The following is a 21,457-nucleotide window of genomic DNA, read 5'->3' on the forward strand; positions in this document are numbered from 1 at the left end:
TTGGATAGGCCGCATGACCTGACCGAAAGGGTGCGCGCCTGAACTCACCGCGCCGAACACGCGACCTTTTGGTGCAAATTCAGCTCACACTGCTGAGCGAGCGCACCGCATGCGGGTCAAAAAAACTCGGCGGTGCCATGCCGGGGATGTACTGGTCAGACACAAACATCCGGCAGCGCTCGGCAAACGCCGACACCACGCGTGACAGCTGGGTGTTGCTCGCCGTGGCGTAGCCCAGCTTCATCGGTCGGTGCGTGCCCGCCAGGCGCAGGCGGATCACGCGTTTACCGTCCTGGGACAGGTTCGATTTGGGCCGCGCATTCGCGAAGGAATAACCGATCCCGTTGCCGACCATGGCGCGCACCGTTTCGAGGTTGGTGGAGCGCATGATGATGTTCGGCGTGGTGCCCGCCTGCATAAACAGGCTGAGGAAATAGTCGCGGCTCCAGGGCGTGTCGAGCAGCACCACCGGGTACGCCTCCAGGTCCTGCATGCTGACCGCCGACAGACTCGCCAGCGGGTGGTACTCGCCGACCATCACATACGGCGGCAGGTGTGCCAGGGGTTGGAAGTCGATGTCGGGGCTGGTCACCAGGTCGTAGGTCAGGGCGATGTCCAGCTCGCCACTGCGCAGTTTTTCCAGCAGTTCCTCGTGGTTACCCTCGGCCTGGGTCACGCGCACGCCCGGAAACGCGCGACCAAAGCCAAACACCAACTCGGGGGTGATCATCGGCGCCAGCGACTCCAGGCAGCCCACCCGCAGCGGCCCGCGCACGGTGTTCAATGACTCCGAGGCGATGGTGTAGAGGTTGCTCATCTGTTCCATGATCTGCTTGGCTTCTTGCATCACCAGACGCCCCACTGCCGTCAGGGAAATGCCCTGGGCGTGATGCCGGATAAACAGCTGGATGCCCAGCTCAGCCTCCATATGAGTGATCGCCGCCGAGATCGACGGCGAGGAGACATGGATGCGTTCAGCGGCGGCACTGATGCTGCCGGCCTCGCCCGACGCGACAAAATATTCCAGTTGGCGCTGAGTAATACGACTGAGCATCAGGCCTGTACCTCGGTAATGACTGTATGCCCAGCGTGTTGCAGGGTTCATGCCGGGATAGGCGCGGGGCCTGCGCAGGGCGATGACCAGCACGGGCTTCGGTTTTTCCTAAGCACTACCCCGCACAAATGCTGGTTTCGCCCGGCAACAGGCGATGTGAAGCTGATTGCATCCCGCTTCCGACGAGTCGCCAGCCATGCCCACCCACACCCGCATCCGCATGTTCAACACAAAGCAGACCTACCCCAACCAGACGCTGGACAACGACCTGTGCCAGGCCGTGCGCGCCGGCAACACCATCTATGTGCGCGGCCAGATCGGCACTGATTTCGACGGCAACCTGGTCGGCCTCGGCGACCCGCGCGCCCAGGCCGAACAAGCGATGAAAAACGTCAAGCAACTGCTTGAGGAGGCGGGTTCCGACCTGTCCCATATCGTCAAGACCACCACCTATTTGATCGACCCGCGCTACCGCGAGCCGGTGTATCAGGAGGTCGGCAAATGGCTCAAGGGCGTGTTCCCGATTTCCACCGGGCTGGTGATTTCCGGCCTGGGCCAACCCGAGTGGTTGATGGAGATCGATGTGATCGCCGTGGTGCCGGACGATTGGACCGTATGAAGGCGGCCGACGCCGAAGTCGTGTTGCACCTCGCGGAACAAGCCGGAGAACCCCATGCCCCACACCGTGTACTTCCTCAATGGCCCCAACGCCAACCTCTACGGGCTGGACAAGCACGGCACCTACGGCAGCGCCAGCTTCGCCAGCATCGAAGCGTGTTGCCAGGACCACGCCGCTGAGTTGGGCCTGACCCTGGACTTTCGCCAGAGCAACCATGAAGGCGTGCTGGTGGACTGGATTCAAGAGGCCCGCCTGAACGCCGACGCCATCGTGATCAACGCCGCCGGACTGAGCTACAGCTCGGTGCCGATCCTCGATGCGCTACTGGCGTTCGACGGCCCGATCATCGAAGCGCACATGAGCAATATCTGGAAGCGCGAGAGCTTCCGGCATCACTCCTACGTGTCCAAAGCCGCCACCGGCGTGGTCGCCGGGTTGGGCGCGCTGGGTTACCGACTCGCACTCACGGCGCTGGCCGAGCTGCTCAAAGAGCCGCAGCAGTGAGCAGGCCGATCATCGATCAAATGCGGCTCTGCGGTGTTGCAGATAAACCTCTAACTTTTCAGGAAACGCCTATGTCCGTCGAAACAATCAACACCTTGGTAGTCGGCGCAGGCCAGGCCGGCGTCGCCATGAGCGAGCACCTGTCGCTGATGGGCGTGCCGCATATCGTGCTGGAGCGCAGCCGCATCGCCGAGCGCTGGCGTTCGGAGCGCTGGGACTCGCTGGTCGCCAACGGCCCGGCCTGGCACGACCGCTTTCCTAGCCTGAAATTCGAGGGCATCTCCCCCGAAGCCTTCCCGCCCAAGGAGCGCATGGCCGATTACTTCCAAGCCTATGTCGAGATGCTCAACGCCCCGGTGCGTACCGGCGTCGAAGTGTTGCAAGTGGAGCGCCATGTCGGTCGCCCCGGCTTCAAGGTGACCACCTCGGCGGGCGTGATCGAGGCCGCTAACGTGGTGGCCGCCACCGGGCCGTTCCAACGCCCCTCGATCCCGGACATCGTCCCCACCAGCGCGCCGCTGCATCAGTTGCATTCCTGCGCCTACAAGAATCCGGGCCAACTGCCCGAAGGCGCTGTGCTGGTGGTCGGCGCCGGTGCCTCCGGCTCGCAGATCGCCGAAGAACTGCAAAAGGCCGGCAAAACCGTGTACCTCTCGGTCGGCGAACACTACCGCCCTCCCCGCGCCTACCGCGGCCGCGACTATTGCTGGTGGCTCGGCGCCCTGGGCCTGTGGGACGAAGTCAAAATCCAGCCGAAGAAAAAACACGTAGCCTTTGCCGTCAGCGGCTACGAAGGCGGTAAGACCGTCGACTTCCGCCGCCTCGCACACCAAGGGATCACCCTGGTGGGCGCCACTGAACACTGGAACGCAGGCGTCATGACCTTCGCCCCTGGCCTGGCCGCCAACGTGGCAGAGGGGGATCGAGCGTACTTCGAGGTACTGCGCGACGCCGATGCCTATATCGAGGCAAACGGCTTGCCGTTCCCCGAAGAACCGCAAGCCTGGGAACTGCTGCCCGACCCGCAATGCCTGCTTGACCCGATCCTCAGCCTGGACCTGGCCGAAGCCGGCGTGACCACGATTCTGTGGGCCACCGGTTTCAAGTTCGACTTCAACTGGTTGAAGGTCGATGCGTTCGACGAGAACGGCGAACCGTTCCACAAACGCGGGATTTCGGCACAGAGCGGGATCTACTTCCTGGGCCTGCCGAATCTGGTGAACCGGGCGTCGTCGTTTATCTACGGGGTTTGGCATGATGCGAAGTACGTGGCAGATCACATCGTGTTGCAGAACGAGTACATGGCGTATGGCAAGGCTTAGCGCCTTGCTCCCCGCGCCACTTCAACGACCGATCCGTTACAATCGCCACTTTGGACATTCGCCAAGGAGGCAGCCATGAGCGTTCGTGGTCAAGATCGACAGATCGACAATATTGAATTCAATGTCAGCGACATTGCCCGCAGCAAAACGTTCTACGGCCACGCGTTCGGATGGACGTTCGTCGACTACGGCCCGACCTATACCGAATTCAGCGATGGCCGGCTGACCGGTGGCTTCACCGAGGGGGAGCCGGTGCGGCCGGGCGGTCCTTTAGTCATCTTGTATTCGGACAATCTCGAGGACGCACAGCAGCGGCTCAAGGCTGCGGGCGCGGTGATCTCCCGCGAAACCTTTTCGTTCCCCGGTGGAAGCAGGTTCCACTTCATTGATCCTGACGGCTATGAACTGGCCGTGTGGACAGCGCAACCGTAAAGACTGAGCTTTTATCGATTGAGCGAGCGCATGGTTTTATACATGCGCAAACTTTCCTTCCCCACTTTTATGCTGTTTCTGTGCTTGCAGGGTTGTGCAGAGATACCCACCCGTTCGGATGTAAATGCCGGTAAAAATTGGCCCCCTGCACCTCGTCAACTCTCCGCCTCCGCGCTTCTCCTCCTCCAGTCTCCGCCACATCGGCCGATAACCTTATTAGCCGCAAGCCTATTGCATGCGTCCCCTCACTGGATCGAGCCCGTCGCCATGAACCCACTCAACTTCCTAAAAAAAGCTCGGGCCGATCGACAAGGCACCGCCACCCTCACCTGCACCGCCAATGAGCTGGAGTCTTCATTGGCTAACCTGCGCATCGCGCCGGTGCTGATCACCGGTTTCATTTCCCCTCATCTGGACATCGACCAGGTCGCCGCGAAGCTCAAGCGCCGCTTCCCGCAAACCAGCATCAGCCTGTGTACCTCCGCTGGCGAGTTGTGCAACGCGGCGAATTCGCTGTATTGCACCACCGGCGAGCGCTGGGACCGGATTGTGCTGCAGCTGTTTGACGACAGCCTGATCGCTTCCGCCGAAGTGGTGATGGTGCCGCTGGAGTGTGAAGACATCCGCAGCGGCGGCAAGCGCATGGGCATGAAGGAGCGGATTGCCAAGCTGACGAACAATATCAAGCGCGTGCAGGTACACACACCGATCGACCATCGCGACACGCTGGCCTATGTGGTGTTCGACGGGTTGTCGGCGTCGGAGTCGTTTTTCATGGAGGCGCTGTATGAATCGGGGCGTTTCACCTGCCTGTTTGTCGGCGGGTCGGCCGGGGGCAAGCTGGATTTCCAGAAAACGCTGATCCATGACGGCCAGCGCAGTTACCAGAACCACGCACAAATCGTGTTCCTGAAGACCGCCGCGAATGTGCGTTATGGCGTATTTAAAAGCCAGAACTTCAAACCGGCGGATTTGACCTTCAGCGTGCTGACCGCCTCCGAAGAGGACCGCACGATTGACCAGGTGATCGACAGCGCGGGCAATATCAAGAGCATGGTGCAGGCGCTGTGTGACGCCTTCAATTGCACGCCCCAGGCGCTGGAACCGAAGTTGGCGGATTACTCGTTTGCCATCCGCGTGGGCGGTGAGTTGTTCGTGCGCTCCATCGCACGCATCGACTATGAACACCAGATCGTCCAACTGTATTGCGACGTGGCACCCGGCGAGGAGTTGGTGATGGTGCGACGCACGCCGTTGCGTGAGGCCACCCGCGTGGACTACGAACAGTTTCTGCGCGGCAAGGGCGGGCAGCCGGTGGCGGGCATTCTTAATGACTGCATTTTGCGCAGGCTGAACAACGCCACCGAGTTGGGCAGCATGGCCGGGACGTTTGGCGATGTGCCGCTGGCAGGGCTGTCGACTTTTGGTGAAATCCTGGGCTTGAACCTGAACCAGACACTGACCGCAATTTTCTTCTTTCGGGTGGCCAAGGGCGCCAGCTTCAGCGACGAGTACGCGGACAATTTCATTGCGCACTACGGCGAGTTCAAAGCCTTCTTCCTACGTCGCCAGGTGAATAAACTGGCGGGCTTGAACCATGTAGTGGTCAAGCAGATTGCGGCGTTCAAAAACAATGACTTCAGCGGCGCCCTGAATCCCCGCGGGCTGGACAGCAATATTTTGCCGGTGTTCGAGGGCCTGGCGGACCTGGGCCAGGTGTTGGCCCAGGCCGAACGTCAACACGCGGAAATCTCCTCGCAGATCAAGCATTACTCCGGCGAGTTGCACGCCTCGATGGATGAACTGGTTGGCACCATCGACCAGCAGAACACCGTGTCTGCGAAAGCCGGTGCGACGGTCGAGGGCTTGTCCAGCCAGGCAGATGATGCCGTGGTCGGCGCGCGGACCTTGGCCGGTTCGAGTTTGCGCATCCAGTCGATTGTGCAGGTGATTCAACAAATCGCCGGCCAGACCAACCTGCTGGCGCTCAACGCAGCGATCGAAGCCGCGCGTGCAGGCGACCTGGGCCGGGGTTTTGCGGTGGTGGCGGACGAAGTGCGCAAGCTGGCGGAAATCACCCGCAAGAATGCCGCAGAAATCGGCGTGGATATCGACCTGTTATCCGGCGAAATCCAGCGTGTTGCCCAGCAGATTGAAGACCAGTCCAGCGGCGTCGGTGCCTTGCGCGAAATGCTTGATGCACTGGAGGCGTCAAGCCGTGCGACAGAGGGGACTGCGCAACGGACCAAGACGATTGCGGATACGCTGACTGGGCTTACGCATGCGTAGGCCCGCATGGGGTCGACTTCGGATGTTCGAGTAGCAGGAACAGAGTGTTCAGCCAGAGGGCTCGCGTGCAGGGATGATCGCGAGTATCTGGCTGGGCATCCGCTATGATGCGGCGCTCATCAGTGCCTTCCGTATAGCGTTCAAGATTCGGGGGATTGCAGGGCCCGATTATTGGCGCCACGGAAGGCAATTCAATGCACAGATCGGGGCTAAAAAGCGACCCAGCGCAAGGTGCACATCACCGGAAACAATCGCTCAGCATCCGCTCAACGCCACCTGCGGGCGCTCGCCGGCAAAGAACAAAGGGCGCAGACGCACGCCGACGCTATTGCCGATGAACGCCGCCACCAGCCACACCCAGCCATGCAGGCTGCCGGAGGCGATGCCGCTGAAGTACGCGCCGATGTTGCAGCCGTAGGCCAGGCGCGAGCCATAACCGAGCAGCAGGCCACCGATCACCGCCGCCACCAGCGAGCGCGCAGGGATGTTCAGGCTGGGGGCGAAACGCCCGGCCAGGCCGGCAGCCAGGAGCGCACCGAGGACGATGCCGATGTCCATGACGCTGGTGATGTCTTCCCACACCGGCGCGGCCAGGGCCTTGGCATTGCCCGGTATTTGCCAGAACGCCCAATTGCCCACCTCCACGCCCAGGCCGCTCGCCACCTTGGCGCCCCACAGCGCGAACGCCGAGGTAATGCCCCACGGTCGCCCGGCCAGTGCCAGGGTCGCGTAATTGAGCAGGGCCAGGCCAATCGCACCCCACACCAAGGGCCAGGGCCCACGCAGAAAACGGCGCACGCCTCGGTGCTCGCTGGTCACCCCGGCTTCCAGTTGACCATGACGGGCTTTTTCCAAGCGCACGCTGACGGCTGCGATGAGGCCGAACACTGCCAGGTTCAAAAGCAACGCGGGCATGACCCCGAAACTTTTGACGATGGACGTCGCCGGCAACGCCGGCAGTGCAAACCACCAGCCCACATGGTGCGTGGCGATCAACGAACCACAGATAAAGAAGAACAGCGTCACCAACATGCGCGCATTACCGCCGCCCACGGTGAACAGGGTGCCCGACGCACAGCCGCCGCCCAACTGCATGCCAATGCCAAAAATGAACGCTCCGAACACCACCGACACCCCGGCCGGCGCTACCAGCCCGACCACCGGCTGGCCGAACAACGTGCCCGCCCCCAGCGCCGGGAAGAACAGCAACACCGCTATCGCCAGCATCACCATTTGCGCACGCAAACCGGCGCCGCGCCGGTCATTGATAAACACACGCCAGGCCGAGGTAAAGCCAAAGGCCGCGTGGTACAGGGTCAAACCCAGCGCGGCGCCGACGACCAAAAACAGCACCTGGCGCGTGCCGACGAGGTTGTGCAGGAACACAGCGCCCAGCACCAGCAGCGCAAAAGCCACCAGGGGCGCGACAGGCTTGCGCGCAGAGGTTGTGGAAAGAGAGGTGCTCATGAGGTATCTCAATTCGTTTGAAGGGGTTTGATTACGAAGCCATCGAGTATAAACCGAGGGGTCGGTCTCCGGAGGAATCGGCATCCGAGCTGAAGGATTGTATAGGGGGATGGGGTATGCGATGATCCGCGAATTATAGGTAGGGGGGGTATATTGTGAGCCATATAGCGGCAAACAAAGACAGTCTGATCAAGCGTGTCAAACGCATTGCCGGTCAGATTCAAGCGGTGGAAAGAGCACTGGAATCGGACAGCGATTGCGCCAAGACCCTGCACCTGGTCGCCGCCACACGCGGCGCCATCAACGGCTTGATGGAAGAAATCATCGAAGAACATGCCAGGGCGCATGTGGCGGCCCCATCCCTTAGCGAGGAAGAACGTAACCAGGGCGTAGAAGAGCTGCTTGAAGCCATTCGGCGGTACTCAAAATGACCCTCGATCACACGCACGGTCACACCCACAAGCATGTCTTCCTCGGCGCGGCCCACGAAGAAAACGCCAAGCGCACCTTATGGGTGGTGATGCTGACGGTAGTGATGATGGTCGCGGAAATCGCCGCCGGCGCCCTGACCGGTTCGATGGCCCTGCTGGCCGACGGTTTTCATATGGCCACCCATGCGGGTGCGTTGGGCATCGCCGCCGCAGCCTACGCCTATGCCCGGCGCCACGCATCCAGCCCGCGCTTCAGCTTCGGTACCGGCAAGGTCGGCGATCTGGGCGGTTTTGCCTCGGCGCTGATCCTGGCGCTGGTGTCCCTGGGCATTGGCATCGAGTCGATCATGCGCCTGCTGCAGCCGACCGAGGTGCAGTTTGGGACGGCAACCCTGATTGCTATCGTAGGGCTGGTGGTCAATATCGTCAGTGCGCTGTTGCTCGGCCACGGTCATAACCACGGGCATGACCACGACCACGAGCATGCCCACGGCCACCATGGCCACGATAACAACCTGAGATCCGCCTACGTGCATGTGCTCGCCGATGCGCTGACCTCGGTGCTGGCGATCGCTGCGTTGCTGGCGGGGCGGTATCTGGGTTGGGTCTGGCTGGACCCGGCGATGGGCATCGTCGGCGCCATCGTGATTGCACGCTGGGCATGGAGCCTGATGGGCGTGACCGCCGGCGTCCTGCTCGACCAGACCGACGTGCATGTTGCGGCGGAGATCCGGGAACTGGTGGAACAAGCGGGCGACGCGACGATTACCGACTTGCACGTCTGGCAGGTAGGGCCAGGTGTGCATGCGGCAATCGTGAGCGTCGTCGGCCACGCCACAGCGGATGCCGACAGCATTCGCGAACGCCTCAAACCGGTGCATGAAGTGAGTCACCTCACCGTCGAGTTTCGCACGCTCGATGCAGCGTAGCGACGACGCCGGGCGACTCGCCCCCTTACGAGCGTCCGACTGACCCGGAGACCGGAAGATTACCGAGCAACTTCAGCCCGGTACTCTTCACGAACGCATCATAGTCCATCGGCCGTTGGATACGCGTCTGCGCGTTGGGCAGCACGTAAGCCCAGGCGCGTTGCGACGAGGCGTCGTACACCAGCTTGAACAGGCGCGTCGGCACCCAGACCTTGTTGTCGCCGATGGTGCCGTAGCCTGGGTCGAACAACGGGCCGGTGAACACAAACACATCGCCGCCGGCGCGCTTGGCGAACTTGCGCACATCCGCCTCGACCTTGCTCCAGATCTTACGGTTGTTGACAGGGTCTTGCGGCACCATGTTCGACAGCGCAAACGACTGTGCCATGGCATGGGCGTTCGGTGCGTCGGCGGCCGGGGATTGGTGGCCACGGTCGACGGCCGGATGCTGGCTGCGGTAGTCACTCAACTCCGCGCGCCCACCCTTAGGGATGCGCGGGTCGGGGTAGAACAGATTGGTGCGTTCCTCACCTTTGGCATCCTGCAACTGCGCGGCATTCAGGCGCTCGACCACCACCAGCGGCGTCTTGCTGGTCTGCGAATAGAGCACCGCGAAATTGTCCGAGCACAGGGCCAGGGGGCGCATGCCAGCAGGCACGGTGGCGGTGTTGATGGGTTTCGCGGCGGGAAAAAGATCGGCACAGCCATCAAAGGACGCGCGTTGCTCAGTGGCGGTATAGAGGTTGGGCAGGCTGCGGGCGTGGGCCCCGGTCGAGAGCAAAACAAGGGCCGACAACCCGACTGCAATGTTGCGTAAGTGCATGCTTTAGATCTTTTTGGTAAGGGTAAACGGATGACCACCGACGGTGGTGCGGGGGCTGTTGACCGTGAAAAACCAGGTTAGTGCCGCAGGGCGGCCCCTGCTCTATGCTTGGGCCGCGAGTTGCAGCCCTCCTGCACAGACAATTGCGCTCAATGGACGGCAAAAATCAGCGTTTGATTGATATGACCACCTTGGCGATTCTGAACACCGGTCTAAACTCCGATACCCAGTCATGCTCCGCAAGGGAGTCAGCGTGCCATGCAGTCCACCCTCAAACTGCTCGATCAACCCACCCGATATATGTTCTTCACCGGCAAGGGCGGCGTCGGCAAAACGTCGGTCTCCACCGCGGTGTCAATCGCACTGGCTGACGCAGGCAAGAACGTGCTGCTGGTCAGCACAGACGCCGCCTCGAACCTTGATGAGATGCTCGGCGTTGAGTTAAGCAATCAGCCTGTCGCGGTGCCGCACGTGCCTGGAATGTCCGTGCTCAATATCGACCCAGGGACCGCAGCCATTGACTATCGGGCCCGGGTTGTCGAGCAAATGGGCGCCCAGGCCAGCGATCAAGACATTGCGCTTGTGCGCGAGCAACTCTCAGGGGCATGCACGACTGAAATCGCAACCTTCGATGAATTCTCGCACCTGCTGTCGCAGGGCAGCGCGGCCTACGACCACATCGTGTTCGATACCGCGCCCACGGGGCACACGCTCAGACTGTTGAGCCTGCCAAAAGCGTGGAGCGGTTTTTTGAAGGGCAATGATCGTTGTGCGTCATGTTTGGGGCCGCACTCGGGCTTGAAAATGCAGGAGCAGCTATTCAATCAGGCATTGGCGGCGCTCAACGATCCAGCCCTGACCACTGTTGTACTGGTGACCCGCCCTGATAAAGGCGCGCTCGGCGAGGCGGCACGCTCCAGCGATGAGCTCCGTGAGTTGGGCCTGAAAAACCAGCGCCTGGTGGTGAATGCGGTGTTTAAACGCAGCAATTTGCATGACCCGATCGCAGCGGCGATTGAGTCCGTAGGCCAGCAGGCGCTCGACGAGATGCCCGCGTCACTGCGCCAGCTTTCAGCCGACTACATCCCACTCAAGGCAGTCGACTCCGTCGGCCTGCCCGCGCTTCGCGCACTGCTGACCCCGGAGCTTGCTCGCCGAGCCAGCACTGCAACCCCGGCACCGGCACCGGCACGCCTGGAATATCACGCACTCTCGGAGTTGATTGCCGAGTTAGCTCACGACCAGCACGGCTTGATCATGGTCATGGGCAAAGGCGGTGTTGGCAAAACCACCATTGCCGCCGCCATCGCATTGGGCCTCGTGCAGCATGGCAAGTCCGTGCACCTGAGTACAACAGACCCTGCCGCACATCTGGCGGTAACCCTCAACGCCGAGGTGCAGGGACTCAGCGTCGGCCGCATCGACCCTAAGGTCGAGACCCAAAAATACGTGAACAAGATCATCGCTTCCCGCGCGCCAGGTATGACGGAAGACGAAATAGCCTTGCTCATCGAGGATCTGCGATCCCCCTGCACCGAAGAGGTCGCGGTGTTCCACGCGTTCTCCCGCGTGGTTGCTCAAGCCAGAAGCGCATTTGTGGTATTGGACACCGCTCCCACGGGACACTCCCTGCTACTGATGGACGCCACAGGCGCCTATCACCGCCAGATGGTTCGCGAATTCAAAGGCAAAGCCTCGGACCACATCGTCACGCCACTGATGCGCCTGCAAGATGCGGACTACACCAAAATCATTCTCGTGACGCTGCCCGAAGCCACACCGGTGTCTCAGGCGGCGGCGCTGCAGGATGACTTACGCAGGGCCAACATCGAACCGTTTGCCTGGGTGGTCAATAAGTCGTTACTGGCCACCGATACGACAGACCCGCTGCTGCGAGCACGCCTGGATAGCGAGCGCAAACAAATGGCGAGGGTGGCCGACGAAACCCAGCATGCCGTCATCGTGGTGCCCTGGACGGCGGAGCCGCCGGTTGGCGTCGCCGGGTTGAAGCGCCTGCTGGACTGAAACGATACTCGGCGAACTCATGCTGTGCGCCTGGATTGCTGGAGCAAATCCCAGGCCCCAAAAAGCCTGCATCGCTGCAGGCTTTTCTCTGTCTGGCACGCCCCTGACTCGAATAGATAAACAAGCATCTGTTTTGCAATGAGACCCTGCTGATTTATATCCCTACGATTATCCCAATCAAGTTCGTACTTTATGCAAAGCACGGCAGCAGCAAGACGTAGGCCCGTCTGTGCTGGATTTGGCCCGGCGGGTTATCGATCAGAACCGTATTTATCGCCAGACAGTCTTTAGACCCGCTCTTAGCGTTGATACAAAGCTTTCCAATGACGGATCTTTCTCGGCGTGCTGCTTAAGCCTGCCGATGAAAATCCACTCATATTCGGCCCAAAAAATTCGAATCGTTTTGGGTGATTTGCAGTCGAATACAACTTGATAGATTCTTGTTTCTCGCTGCTGAACGACGACGCATTGCTCATGGCAAACCAATACTCGTTGCCCTGGTTCCAGGGTCGGAGCATTCAGCGGAAGGCGCTTCTCAATTGCTGTTTTGCGCATGATGACTGCCGTCCTTAAAATTCAAAAACCTTACGCGTTGCATCAAAAGCAAGGGCGATCCGCTGTTGCGAGGCGCTCATCTGGAGCCTTTGCGCATGACGCCCTATGGGGTCTTCAACAATCACGCAAAACCGGCCGCAGGGTCGTGCACCTTTAAAGCCACGCCTTGGGCGGACCTCCTCGGCCCCTCGTGGCTCAGGTGCCTCGACAATCCTGCTCATGACTAGCCTCCAGCGGCTCATATGTGCATAATATTATCATGCAATGATAATAGAAAGGCAATCGACTCGCCCCTGCTTCAGACAGGGGCGAGGTCTTTTAATCAATTGCGGGGCGGTAAATACATGCATGAGAACAGCAATACGTGAGCGCTTGGAGACCCGTATGAAACGTGAGGACGTAAAAACCAAATACGCTGAAGGCATTCAGTTTGATACCCATTTGATTGCCAACCCGGCCAACACCCAGGAGTGGATCGTCTTCTTTAAAAAGGATGCAGGAAGAAGCTTCTTCCTAGTCAATGACAACGAAGAAATCGAACCCTTCCGGTACCTTGATGATTTGATTCATGAACTGCGAGAAATCGGTATCAAGGTTGCTGAAATTCACTTTTGAATTGTTTTCCTTGGAGTGTCGTCATGTCCGTCAAAATCGAGCAGCTGTCTAGCCAGAGTGAACCGCTATGGTCTGTGTGCATTGGAGCCAGGCGCATTCAATTTCGCAATGAGCAGGGTGCAAAAGATTACGCAGAAAAGCTAAAAGAGCGTATTGAAGCCCCGCACTCATTCCCTCGCACATTGTCGTCCGCCGACAAGCGCGATAGCAGCAAACAATAATATTTAATGAATTTCTATTAACGCTAACGTTACGACAACACAGTATTGCTACTTCCGTAGCGCGCCGTGGAACTTAGTCAGTCAAATTGATTTTCATGTTGCACAGCGCTCGACGGTGCAAGAACGCTGAGGGATGGCCGGATCGGCCCGTGGGGCATAAGAAGATTTAGCCCGGCAGGCTGCCCTCGGGGTAGGTCAGCGTAGAACACACGCAGAAAATCGCCAGCTCGTAGTGAGCTGGCGAATCGGACGACGCGCGTGATTCCTGATGCGCTATTTAGCCACGCACGTAGGCCACCAAGGCGTCAGCGAACGACTCAGTGGTGCCGGCCCCGCCCATGTCGGCTGTCACTTGATCACGGGAGTTTTCCAGAACAGCGCGGATAGCGGTACGCACGCGTGTCCCCTTGTCCACCATGCCCAGGTAATCAAGCATGTCTGCGGCAGCCAACAACAATGCGCATGGGTTCGCGATGTTCTTGCCGGCGATGTCCGGCGCCGAGCCATGGACCGCTTCGAAGATGGCCGCATCGGCGCCGATGTTGGACCCCGGCGCCAAACCCAAGCCACCGACCAGGCCTGCGCACAAGTCTGAAAGGATGTCGCCAAACAGGTTGGTGGTGACGATGACATCAAATTGATGGGGATTCATCACCAACTGCATACAGGCGTTGTCGACGATCATCTCGTGGAATTCGATTTCCGGATAATCCGCCGCAACTTCACGCGCCACCTCAAGGAACAACCCGGAGCAAGACTTGATGATGTTGGCCTTGTGCACCGCGGTCACTTTTTTACGGCCTTTGCTACGAGCCAGCTCGAACGCGTACCGCACGATGCGTTCGGAGGCTGTGCGCGTTACGCGAATGCTCGCCAGAGCAACTTCGCCGTCCTCAGAAATACTTTGCCCTTCTGGCAAGTACGCCCCTTCGGTATTTTCGCGCACCGTGATGATATCGATATCTTCGAAGCGTGAACGAGTACCAGGGAAACTGATCGCCGGTCGGACGTTGGCGTAGAGATCGAAATGGCGGCGAAGGTGAACGTTGATCGAGGAGAAGCCGCGGCCAATCGGCGTGGTCAGAGGGCCTTTGAGTGCGACACCGTGTTTGGCGATCGTCTCGATGGACACGGGCGGCATCAGTTGCCCATGCTGCTGCAAGGCCTCCAAACCGGCCTCAACGAAGTCATACTGAAGATTGCAGTCAAGGGCATCGAGTACGCGTAGCGTCGCTTGCATGATCTCGGGGCCGATGCCGTCACCCTTGATGATTGCGATGGTTTTGCTCATGGTCTCTTCCTTAACAGCGCTTTGTCAGCCTGCTGTTTTGATGGGGGCATTGAGACTGGTGTCACGAGTCTGCTGATAGGCATTGACTGTCTGACGGCTTTCACCGCGGCAGAGTGCCGTGTGTCATCCTCCGCGCCGTGACTGCGCAGGTCATCACGGATCAATTGACGAGCGACCTGAGTGGGTGTCAGCTCTCGCGTCGCACAAAACGGGCATGAACGCGGCTGCTACGAGCGAGCGCCCGGATCAAGCGTGCAGTCATTTGCTCCACCGATGACGCGCATAACATTAACATACAATGCTAATTCCACGTGGTGGAAAGCGGCGTTTTCCCGATGAGACAAAGGTCTTAGAACGCCTGTGCGTGGCAGGGCGAGGTCGCGTTTAGGCAGGCATAAAAGGAAGACGAGTTGTGGCTCGGATCATTCAAGAACGGATGATCTTGCAAATGGTGGGCTGTCGATATTCAGGCGCTGCGGCGGCTGGATGCACACTGAGTGCGACAGTTGCCAACCGCGCAAAAGGTCGTGCAACTGCCGCACATCAGCCTGATTGATCTCAGCTTACAGCGGGTAGTGCGTTGGGTAATGCAGCTTCGCAACGCCGGTGTCGATAGCGGCCTTGGCCACTGCGCCGGCGATTGCGCCGAGCAGGCGAGCATCGAGTGCTTTGGGGAGAATGTAATCGCGCCCAAACTCAAGCTTATCGACATTGAATGCTTGCAGCACTGCCACAGGGGTTGGCTCTTTGGCCAGTTGGCGCAGTGCTTCCACTGCCGCAATTTTCATCGCTTCGTTGATCCGGGTTGCCCGAACATCCAGGGTCCCGCGAAAGATGAACGGAAAGCCCAGAACGTTATTTACTTGGTTCGGGTAGTCAGAACGGCCGGTCGCCATGATCAGGTCATCACGTGTGGCCATGGCCAGTTCGTAGCTGATTTCAGGGTCGGGGTTTGAGCAGGCAAACACGATCGGCTTGGGAGCCATCGCCGCCAGCGCTTGCGCAGGAAGAAGATTGGCTCCAGATAGCCCCACAAACACGTCGGCACCGCTCATGGCTTCCATCAGCGTAAGCGGGCCACCGTCGTTGACAAATTGTGCTTTGTATTGGTTGAGGTCTTTGCGGGCGGAGTGGATGACACCGGTGCGATCGACCATGTACAGATTGCTTTTTTGCGCGCCAAGACTGAGCAGCAGGCGCATGCAGGCCGTGGCTGCGGCACCCGCGCCGAGGCAAACGATTCTCGCGTTCTCCAGCGTTTTACCCTGAATTTCCAGCGCATTGAGCATACCGGCCGCGGTGACGATGGCGGTGCCGTGTTGGTCGTCATGGAAGACCGGGATGCTGCACAGTTCGATCAGGGCTTCTTCGATTTCAAAGCACTCAGGGGCTTTGATGTCTTCCAGATTGATGCCACCAAAGGTGTCAGCAATACGCACGACTGTGTCGATAAAGGCCTGGGAACTCTCAGCATTGACTTCGATATCGATCGAGTCGATGCCGGCAAACCGTTTGAACAGCAACGCTTTGCCTTCCATGACCGGCTTACTGGCCAAGGGGCCTAGATTGCCGAGGCCCAAAATGGCCGTACCGTTTGTGATCACGGCCACCAGATTGCCTTTTCCGGTAAAGCGATAGGCGTTCTCCGGGTCCCTCGCGATTTCGCGAACGGGCTCGGCTACGCCTGGGCTGTACGCCAGTGCGAGCTGGGCGGCGGTGTCGGCAGGCTTGGTCAGCGCAATGCCGATTTTTCCTGGGGTTGGGAATTCATGGTAATCCAATGCAGCCTTTTTGAAGTCGGTAGTCATGCGAGCCCCTAATTAGACGTTGATTATAATTTTATGTTAACACTATTATAATGCAAGACAATGAGGTCCTGAGCCACAGACCAGGATCAAATTGCCGGTTTGAATGCTGCTGATGAAGGGGTTTATCAGCGCCAGACCAACGCTATTGGCCCTAAGACTTCAGGGCGGGCCTGTATTTTTTGGCCAATCGCGCCCTCCTATGCTTGAACCCGTTTTAGGCCACCTTGTGTGGCCATTTTTTTGCGCGCACGAATACCCAATGGGCCACGACCTAAGCGCGGCACATCTGGATTCAGGGTTTTCTCATTGCGTCTTGGACGCTGACCCACGCGCTTCGACACTCGTGCGAGTGCTTGACCCGGTTACATAAGGGCGTCGGCGTGGCTCATTGGTTCGGATCAGTGTTGATCCGTGTTAGGCGAGGCAGGGTGAATTCGCGGAAAGGATGGGGGCATCGATTCTTTCTTTAACACCGCTCAATCTTTACAGACATGATCAACCTTCCTGAGTGCAGCTGTCAGAAATGAACTTCAGCGGACTTGATACCCAGCTCGCGAAGCTCATGGATCAGATCATCGAGGCGTCCAAATGACTCCACTTCCTCATTGTCATTAACCAGAAAATAGCTCCTCCCTGCATCCTTTTTGAACAGAATGATCCACTCGTGCGTGTTGGCCGGATTGGCTATCACATGCGTGTCGAAGTGCATGCCTTCCCCGTGATTGGTTTTGACATCTTCGCGTTTCATGCGGGGTCTCCGGGCATAGGGTCCAGCTCTCTGAACACTGAATCTAGAGCGTCGCAGGTGGTGTGCCGAGGCTAGACCAATTGCTTTGCTATTATCACATCGTGTGAATAGTATGCACATGCCACCAGAACGAGGCTAGTCATGATTGCGATACGAGAAGCTTGGAAAGCGGGCTTGTTAGGGCGCGAACATTGGCTTAGAAATATCGTCTCGGGGGTCATCGTCGGCGTCGTAGCGCTGCCCTTGGCCATGGCATTTGCCATCGCCTCCGGCGTCAAGCCAGAACAGGGGATCTACACGGCCATTGTGGGTGGCTTGCTGGTTTCGCTGTTCGGCGGAAGCCGGCTTCAGATTGCTGGCCCCACAGGGGCGTTCATCGTCATTCTGGCCAGCGTGACAGCCAAGTACGGCGTTGATGGCTTGCAGGTCGCAACAATGATGGCCGGGGCAATTCTATTACTGCTCGGTATCACCAAACTTGGCGCACTCATCAAGTTCATCCCTGATCCCGTTATTGTTGGATTCACTGCCGGCATCGGGGTGATCATTTGGGTTGGACAATGGAAAGACTTTTTGGGCTTGCCGAAAATCAGTGGCGAGCATTTCCATGAGCGGCTGTGGCACCTCATCCAAGCATTCCCCAACCTTCATGTACCCACGACACTGTTAGCCCTGCTGAGCCTGGCACTGGTGGTCCTCACACCTAGACTGCCCGGCGTAAAGCGCGTTCCTGGCCCCCTGATCGCCATGGTCGTGGTGACGGCATTGCATGCCTATTTTCAATTCGACGGCGTGGCCACGATCGGGAGTGCCTTTGGGGGCATTCCCCAAGGGCTTCCCAAAATAGGCCTTCCTCAAATAACGCTGCCACAGGTCATTGAGTTGATCGGCCCGGCGTTTGCGATCGCAATGCTGGGGGCCATCGAGTCACTGTTGTCGGCGGTTGTCGCCGATGGGATGGCCGGCACCAAACATGACTCCAATCAGGAGTTAATCGGCCAAGGCATTGCCAACCTGGTTACCCCGCTGTTTGGTGGCTTTGCTGCGACAGGCGCGATCGCTCGAACAGCAACCAACGTCCGTAATGGCGGCAATAGCCCAATCGCGGGGTTTACGCACGCCCTCACGTTGATTCTGCTGATCTTCTTCTTGGCTCCTTTGGCTTCGGATATCCCACTTTGCGCGCTGGCGGCGATCTTGTTCGTGGTCGCTTACAACATGAGCGAACTGAAGCACTTCAAGCGCATGGTCAAACGAGCCCCCAAAGCAGACGTTGCCATCCTTTTAATCACCTTCGGCCTGACCGTTTTCAGTGACCTGACGATCGCCGTGAACATCGGGGTCATTCTCGCCATGCTGCAATTTATGCGTCGTATGGCTTCCTCCGTGGAGGTACAGCTCATGGTCGAAAAAGAGCTGGAGGTGGAGTTGCGCATGAATGGGCATACACATCTTCCTACCGGTGTTTTGGTTTACACCATTGAGGGCCCCCTTTTCTTTGGCGCAGCAGAAACCCTTGAGCGTGCTTTGGCGCAAACGCACACCGATCCCGAGACGTTGATTATTCGCCTGAAGCGAGTGCCGTTTATGGATATCACGGGCCTGCAAACGCTGCTCGAAGTGATAGAGCAACTGCAAAAACGCAACATTGTCGTAAAGCTGTGCGAAGCCAACGAGAAAGTGCTTGGCAAGCTCGACAAGGCAGGGATTCTTCAGGCGCTTGGTTCACAGCATTATCATGCTGACTTCAGCGGCGCACTGGTCAGCCATGTCCCGACTAACGAGACCCAGGACTAGACGTGAGGGGCAGGCGTGAATGAGGCGCGATGAGCAGGCATTTGTCTTGCCCGCTCATGCAGGGATGAATTATTTGCCATTGGCCGCAATTTTGCTTTTGGTCGCGTAGGACACGCCATGCGTCTCCAGGTAGTCCCTAATAAGCTGACGAACGACCTGAGAAGGCGTCAGATCCTGAGACGCACAAAGCTCCTCAAGGGCTTTTTTCTTGACGGGATCAATGAGCACCGTTAATCGTGCAGTCTTATTTTCCATGGAATGGCCTGTACCCTAAATCGATCAATGATAATCAAATTATAATAGTCGGACATTCATTTGTCACCGGTTAGCTTCCAGACGTGAGACGGCTTCCTGCAAATCACGTTGGGCGCCTGGATTACCGGGTCAACCAGACGCTCGCCAAGGAGTGCTCCCGAATGCTTACAGAAAGACAATCTGAGGCGTAGCTGTGTCTGCGTTTATTCTGATTAGCAACTAATTCAATAGGAATTCATGCTGCTGCGTCATCTGCAAAGCAGTTTTTTCCAAACGCAGTAAAAACTCTTTCCGTGGCTGTCCGCCGCCATATCCGGCGAGCGCACCATTTGTCGCTATGACACGGTGACAGGGGACGACAATGGACAGGCGATTGTGTCCATTTGCATTGCCCACCGCTTGGCTTGCACCTGGCTTGCCGATGCTCCCAGCGACGGCACCGTAGGTTGAAATGGTTCCATAGTCGATTTTTAGAAGCGCTGCCCACACAAGCCTGTCAAAAGAACTGCCTGGCATGTGCAGCGGTACTGAAAACTTTTTTAGCGTTCCATCAAAATAAAGTTTCAGCTGCACTTCGATCTGCTTGATGTGGGGATGCTCGCCCGGTGCAATTGAATACCCATAACGCCCACGCAATTCATTTAACTCAGCAGTGAGCGCCGGGCGGTCAAGAAATTCGAGGAGCACCAAACCTCGCTCCTCTGCCATAGCAATCATCGGCCCCAATGGCGTAGTCAGATGGCGATATAGCAGGAGCGACGTTTCGGCCGACTTGCCAGGGGAAATTTGAAATGTTTTTTTGAAGGCATCTCTAAAGCCACTTAATGACTCGTACCCTAAGTCAAAAGCCGTGTTATCCAGCGTTTCGCCCACAGCAATGCGACCTAAGGCAATACCGAGCCTTCTGGAACGCATCCATGTATGAAAAGTCATACCAAAATTTTGTTTGAACCACCTGCGTAACCGTAGCGGGTCGATACCACGCTTAGTTAGTTCAGCATCACTCCAGCGAGCATCAGGCGATGCAGATATAGAGGCTAGTAGACCCTTGACCCAATCTGGCGCGGTAGCTGCGAGATCCAACGGCTTGCATCGTAAGCACGGCCGATAGCCTGCTGCCATAGCTTCGTTCGCCTGCGAAAAAAACTCTACATTCTCGGGTTTTGGCTTGCGTGCTCCACACGTAGGGCGGCAAAAGATACCTGTAGTTTTGACAGCCGTAAAAAAAACGCCCTCATAGGCGCTGTCGCTACACAGCATCGCGCTGACCATCTCGCCTCTGGGCGGAAGATCGTTGTTGTAAGATCTCATAGACCGTAGCCTCATCCTGCATTGGGCGTGAACATCATTTTTAGACGTGGGAAACAGTGGCAATTTTCAGGCGGATCACAGATTAATACGTGAATGATTAATCTTGGCTCAGTTGGTTTTTGCCATAAGGCCATTCAGATCGCTGTATGTAAATGCGTCCAATGGGTGCTCAAAAAGCCTTCCCGTGCGCAAGAAACTCTTGGCGAGCGCGTTGTTTGCACCCAATAAGAACTCAGCAATGCTGGAACCTGCGCTTAGTCGTTTGACGCCTAGTCTCGCCAATTCATGTATCTCTGGTTGGCCGCTCCAAGAAAGCAGGTTGACAGGTAATCTAGTTGCCTCGCACAGCGTGGCAATGTCGTACTCCTCAACCATTGCAGCTGCAAAAAAGCCGTCAGCACCGGCTTGCTCAAACAACGATGCACGGGAAATGGTTTCTACCAGTTGTCGTTCTGGTGCTACCAAACATCTGAGATACACGTCAGTTCGTACGTTCACGAACAGATCGATCCCGCGTGTGCTTGCCACCTTCTTTGCCACTTCGATTTTTCGCAAAATCAGATCGATGCTCCCCGCACCGTCTTCAATGTTGATTCCAACGGCCCCAGCCCTAACCACGCAATCAATGACTTTGGCAACCGATTCAAGATCGTCGGAGTAGCCACCTTCGACATCGACTGTGAGGGGTACTGTCAGCACACGAACCATTGACTCCACTGTAGTAGTCAACAATTTCAGGGGAAGCTGATTACCATCTTGGTAACCATTCGCCCAAGCCACAGCGGCGCTGCTGGTCGCTACCGCCTTACTCCCCACGCTCTCGACAATACGTGCGCTGCCGGCATCACCCACGTTGGCAAGTACCAACAAATTATCCTGGTGAAGGTTACGGAAAACCGTACTTAGTCGCGTCATTCAGTAGTACCCCGGCGAGAGAAGACAGGTGCAGATCACGCTATCG

General features: G+C 58.0%; 21 protein-coding genes. 11 read left to right on the forward strand and 10 right to left on the reverse strand.

All coding sequences use genetic code 11. From position 1 onward, the window contains the following. Nucleotides 1-79: 79 nt before the first annotated feature. Nucleotides 80-1,054, reverse strand: coding sequence for a LysR family transcriptional regulator (locus P3S72_RS21195; RefSeq protein ID WP_276194099.1), 975 nt, complete (start codon nucleotides 1,052-1,054; stop codon nucleotides 80-82). Between the two features lie 196 nt (nucleotides 1,055-1,250). Between P3S72_RS21195 and P3S72_RS21200 the strand changes: the two genes are divergently transcribed. The 5 genes from P3S72_RS21200 (at nucleotide 1,251) to P3S72_RS21220 (ending at nucleotide 6,220) form a co-directional block, all read left to right on the forward strand. Continuing rightward, nucleotides 1,251-1,673, forward strand: coding sequence for a RidA family protein (locus tag P3S72_RS21200; RefSeq protein ID WP_276194100.1), 423 nt, complete (start codon nucleotides 1,251-1,253; stop codon nucleotides 1,671-1,673). A gap of 54 nt (nucleotides 1,674-1,727) precedes the next feature. Further along, nucleotides 1,728-2,177 (forward strand): type II 3-dehydroquinate dehydratase, encoded by a 450-nt coding sequence (locus P3S72_RS21205; RefSeq protein ID WP_276194101.1) that lies wholly within the window; start codon nucleotides 1,728-1,730, stop codon nucleotides 2,175-2,177. Nucleotides 2,178-2,248: 71 nt separating this feature from the next. Beyond that, on the forward strand, nucleotides 2,249-3,499 hold the full coding sequence (locus P3S72_RS21210; RefSeq protein WP_276194102.1) for an NAD(P)/FAD-dependent oxidoreductase: 1,251 nt from the start codon (nucleotides 2,249-2,251) through the stop codon (nucleotides 3,497-3,499). A 75-nt stretch (nucleotides 3,500-3,574) separates the two neighbouring features. Next, nucleotides 3,575-3,931, forward strand: coding sequence for a VOC family protein (locus tag P3S72_RS21215; protein ID WP_276194103.1), 357 nt, complete (start codon nucleotides 3,575-3,577; stop codon nucleotides 3,929-3,931). 267 nt (nucleotides 3,932-4,198) lie between these two features. Continuing rightward, on the forward strand, nucleotides 4,199-6,220 hold the full coding sequence (locus P3S72_RS21220) for an FIST N-terminal domain-containing protein (RefSeq protein WP_276194104.1): 2,022 nt from the start codon (nucleotides 4,199-4,201) through the stop codon (nucleotides 6,218-6,220). Nucleotides 6,221-6,475: 255 nt separating this feature from the next. Here the strand turns inward: P3S72_RS21220 and P3S72_RS21225 are convergent, their stop codons facing one another. Beyond that, nucleotides 6,476-7,687 carry a YeeE/YedE family protein gene (locus tag P3S72_RS21225; protein WP_276194105.1) on the reverse strand — a complete coding sequence of 404 codons (1,212 nt, stop codon included), beginning with the start codon at nucleotides 7,685-7,687 and terminating at the stop codon, nucleotides 6,476-6,478. Between the two features lie 155 nt (nucleotides 7,688-7,842). Between P3S72_RS21225 and P3S72_RS21230 the strand changes: the two genes are divergently transcribed. After that, nucleotides 7,843-8,118 (forward strand): metal/formaldehyde-sensitive transcriptional repressor, encoded by a 276-nt coding sequence (locus tag P3S72_RS21230; protein ID WP_046382607.1) that lies wholly within the window; start codon nucleotides 7,843-7,845, stop codon nucleotides 8,116-8,118. After that, the gene (gene dmeF, locus P3S72_RS21235; protein WP_276194106.1) at nucleotides 8,115-9,047 is read left to right on the forward strand and encodes a CDF family Co(II)/Ni(II) efflux transporter DmeF; all 933 of its coding nucleotides are present in this window, start codon (nucleotides 8,115-8,117) and stop codon (nucleotides 9,045-9,047) included. Before P3S72_RS21230 ends, dmeF begins: the two co-directional genes overlap by 4 nt. 25 nt (nucleotides 9,048-9,072) lie before the next feature. Here dmeF and P3S72_RS21240 read toward each other — a convergent pair whose 3' ends face one another. Beyond that, nucleotides 9,073-9,870 carry a DNA/RNA non-specific endonuclease gene (locus tag P3S72_RS21240; RefSeq protein WP_276194107.1) on the reverse strand — a complete coding sequence of 266 codons (798 nt, stop codon included), beginning with the start codon at nucleotides 9,868-9,870 and terminating at the stop codon, nucleotides 9,073-9,075. Nucleotides 9,871-10,128: 258 nt separating this feature from the next. On the opposite strand from P3S72_RS21240, the gene arsA reads away from it, so the two are divergent. Further along, nucleotides 10,129-11,895, forward strand: a complete 1,767-nt coding sequence (gene arsA, locus P3S72_RS21245; RefSeq protein ID WP_276194108.1) for an arsenical pump-driving ATPase — start codon at nucleotides 10,129-10,131, stop codon at nucleotides 11,893-11,895. Between the two features lie 270 nt (nucleotides 11,896-12,165). On the opposite strand, the gene P3S72_RS21250 is transcribed toward arsA, so the two are convergent. Next, a complete protein-coding gene (locus P3S72_RS21250) occupies nucleotides 12,166-12,450 on the reverse strand; it encodes a hypothetical protein (protein ID WP_276194109.1) in 285 nt (94 codons plus the stop codon). A 384-nt stretch (nucleotides 12,451-12,834) separates the two neighbouring features. Here P3S72_RS21250 and P3S72_RS21255 point away from each other — a divergent pair, with 384 nt between their 5' ends. Both P3S72_RS21255 and P3S72_RS21260 read left to right on the forward strand, forming a co-directional pair. After that, nucleotides 12,835-13,065, forward strand: a complete 231-nt coding sequence (locus P3S72_RS21255) for a hypothetical protein (protein ID WP_017845892.1) — start codon at nucleotides 12,835-12,837, stop codon at nucleotides 13,063-13,065. A gap of 23 nt (nucleotides 13,066-13,088) precedes the next feature. Further along, the gene (locus tag P3S72_RS21260; RefSeq protein ID WP_247398169.1) at nucleotides 13,089-13,286 is read left to right on the forward strand and encodes a hypothetical protein; all 198 of its coding nucleotides are present in this window, start codon (nucleotides 13,089-13,091) and stop codon (nucleotides 13,284-13,286) included. 277 nt (nucleotides 13,287-13,563) lie between these two features. Here P3S72_RS21260 and P3S72_RS21265 read toward each other — a convergent pair whose 3' ends face one another. The 3 genes from P3S72_RS21265 to P3S72_RS21275 form a co-directional block, all read right to left on the reverse strand. Beyond that, entirely contained in the window at nucleotides 13,564-14,577 is a 1,014-nt protein-coding gene (locus P3S72_RS21265) for an isocitrate dehydrogenase (RefSeq protein ID WP_247398167.1), read from the reverse strand. Between the two features lie 563 nt (nucleotides 14,578-15,140). Beyond that, nucleotides 15,141-16,385, reverse strand: coding sequence for a malic enzyme-like NAD(P)-binding protein (locus P3S72_RS21270; protein ID WP_276194110.1), 1,245 nt, complete (start codon nucleotides 16,383-16,385; stop codon nucleotides 15,141-15,143). A gap of 517 nt (nucleotides 16,386-16,902) precedes the next feature. Further along, on the reverse strand, nucleotides 16,903-17,133 hold the full coding sequence (locus P3S72_RS21275) for a hypothetical protein (protein WP_198717600.1): 231 nt from the start codon (nucleotides 17,131-17,133) through the stop codon (nucleotides 16,903-16,905). 141 nt (nucleotides 17,134-17,274) lie between these two features. Here P3S72_RS21275 and P3S72_RS21280 point away from each other — a divergent pair, with 141 nt between their 5' ends. Continuing rightward, entirely contained in the window at nucleotides 17,275-18,930 is a 1,656-nt protein-coding gene (locus P3S72_RS21280) for a SulP family inorganic anion transporter (protein WP_276194111.1), read from the forward strand. Between the two features lie 69 nt (nucleotides 18,931-18,999). On the opposite strand, the gene P3S72_RS21285 is transcribed toward P3S72_RS21280, so the two are convergent. The 3 genes from P3S72_RS21285 to P3S72_RS21295 all read right to left on the reverse strand — a co-directional run bounded on the left by P3S72_RS21285 (nucleotide 19,000) and on the right by P3S72_RS21295 (nucleotide 21,411). Next, nucleotides 19,000-19,185 carry a ribbon-helix-helix protein, CopG family gene (locus P3S72_RS21285; protein WP_019694382.1) on the reverse strand — a complete coding sequence of 62 codons (186 nt, stop codon included), beginning with the start codon at nucleotides 19,183-19,185 and terminating at the stop codon, nucleotides 19,000-19,002. Between the two features lie 219 nt (nucleotides 19,186-19,404). Beyond that, complete coding sequence (locus P3S72_RS21290) at nucleotides 19,405-20,496, reverse strand: trifunctional transcriptional activator/DNA repair protein Ada/methylated-DNA--[protein]-cysteine S-methyltransferase (RefSeq protein WP_276194112.1); 1,092 nt, start codon at nucleotides 20,494-20,496, stop codon at nucleotides 19,405-19,407. Nucleotides 20,497-20,604: 108 nt separating this feature from the next. Then, nucleotides 20,605-21,411 carry an isocitrate lyase/phosphoenolpyruvate mutase family protein gene (locus tag P3S72_RS21295; protein ID WP_276194113.1) on the reverse strand — a complete coding sequence of 269 codons (807 nt, stop codon included), beginning with the start codon at nucleotides 21,409-21,411 and terminating at the stop codon, nucleotides 20,605-20,607. Between the last annotated feature and the right edge of the window lie 46 nt (nucleotides 21,412-21,457).

The sequence above is a fragment of the Pseudomonas sp. D3 genome (genome assembly GCF_029320995.1).
In the GTDB taxonomy this organism is placed as follows: domain Bacteria; phylum Pseudomonadota; class Gammaproteobacteria; order Pseudomonadales; family Pseudomonadaceae; genus Aquipseudomonas; species Aquipseudomonas paraveronii.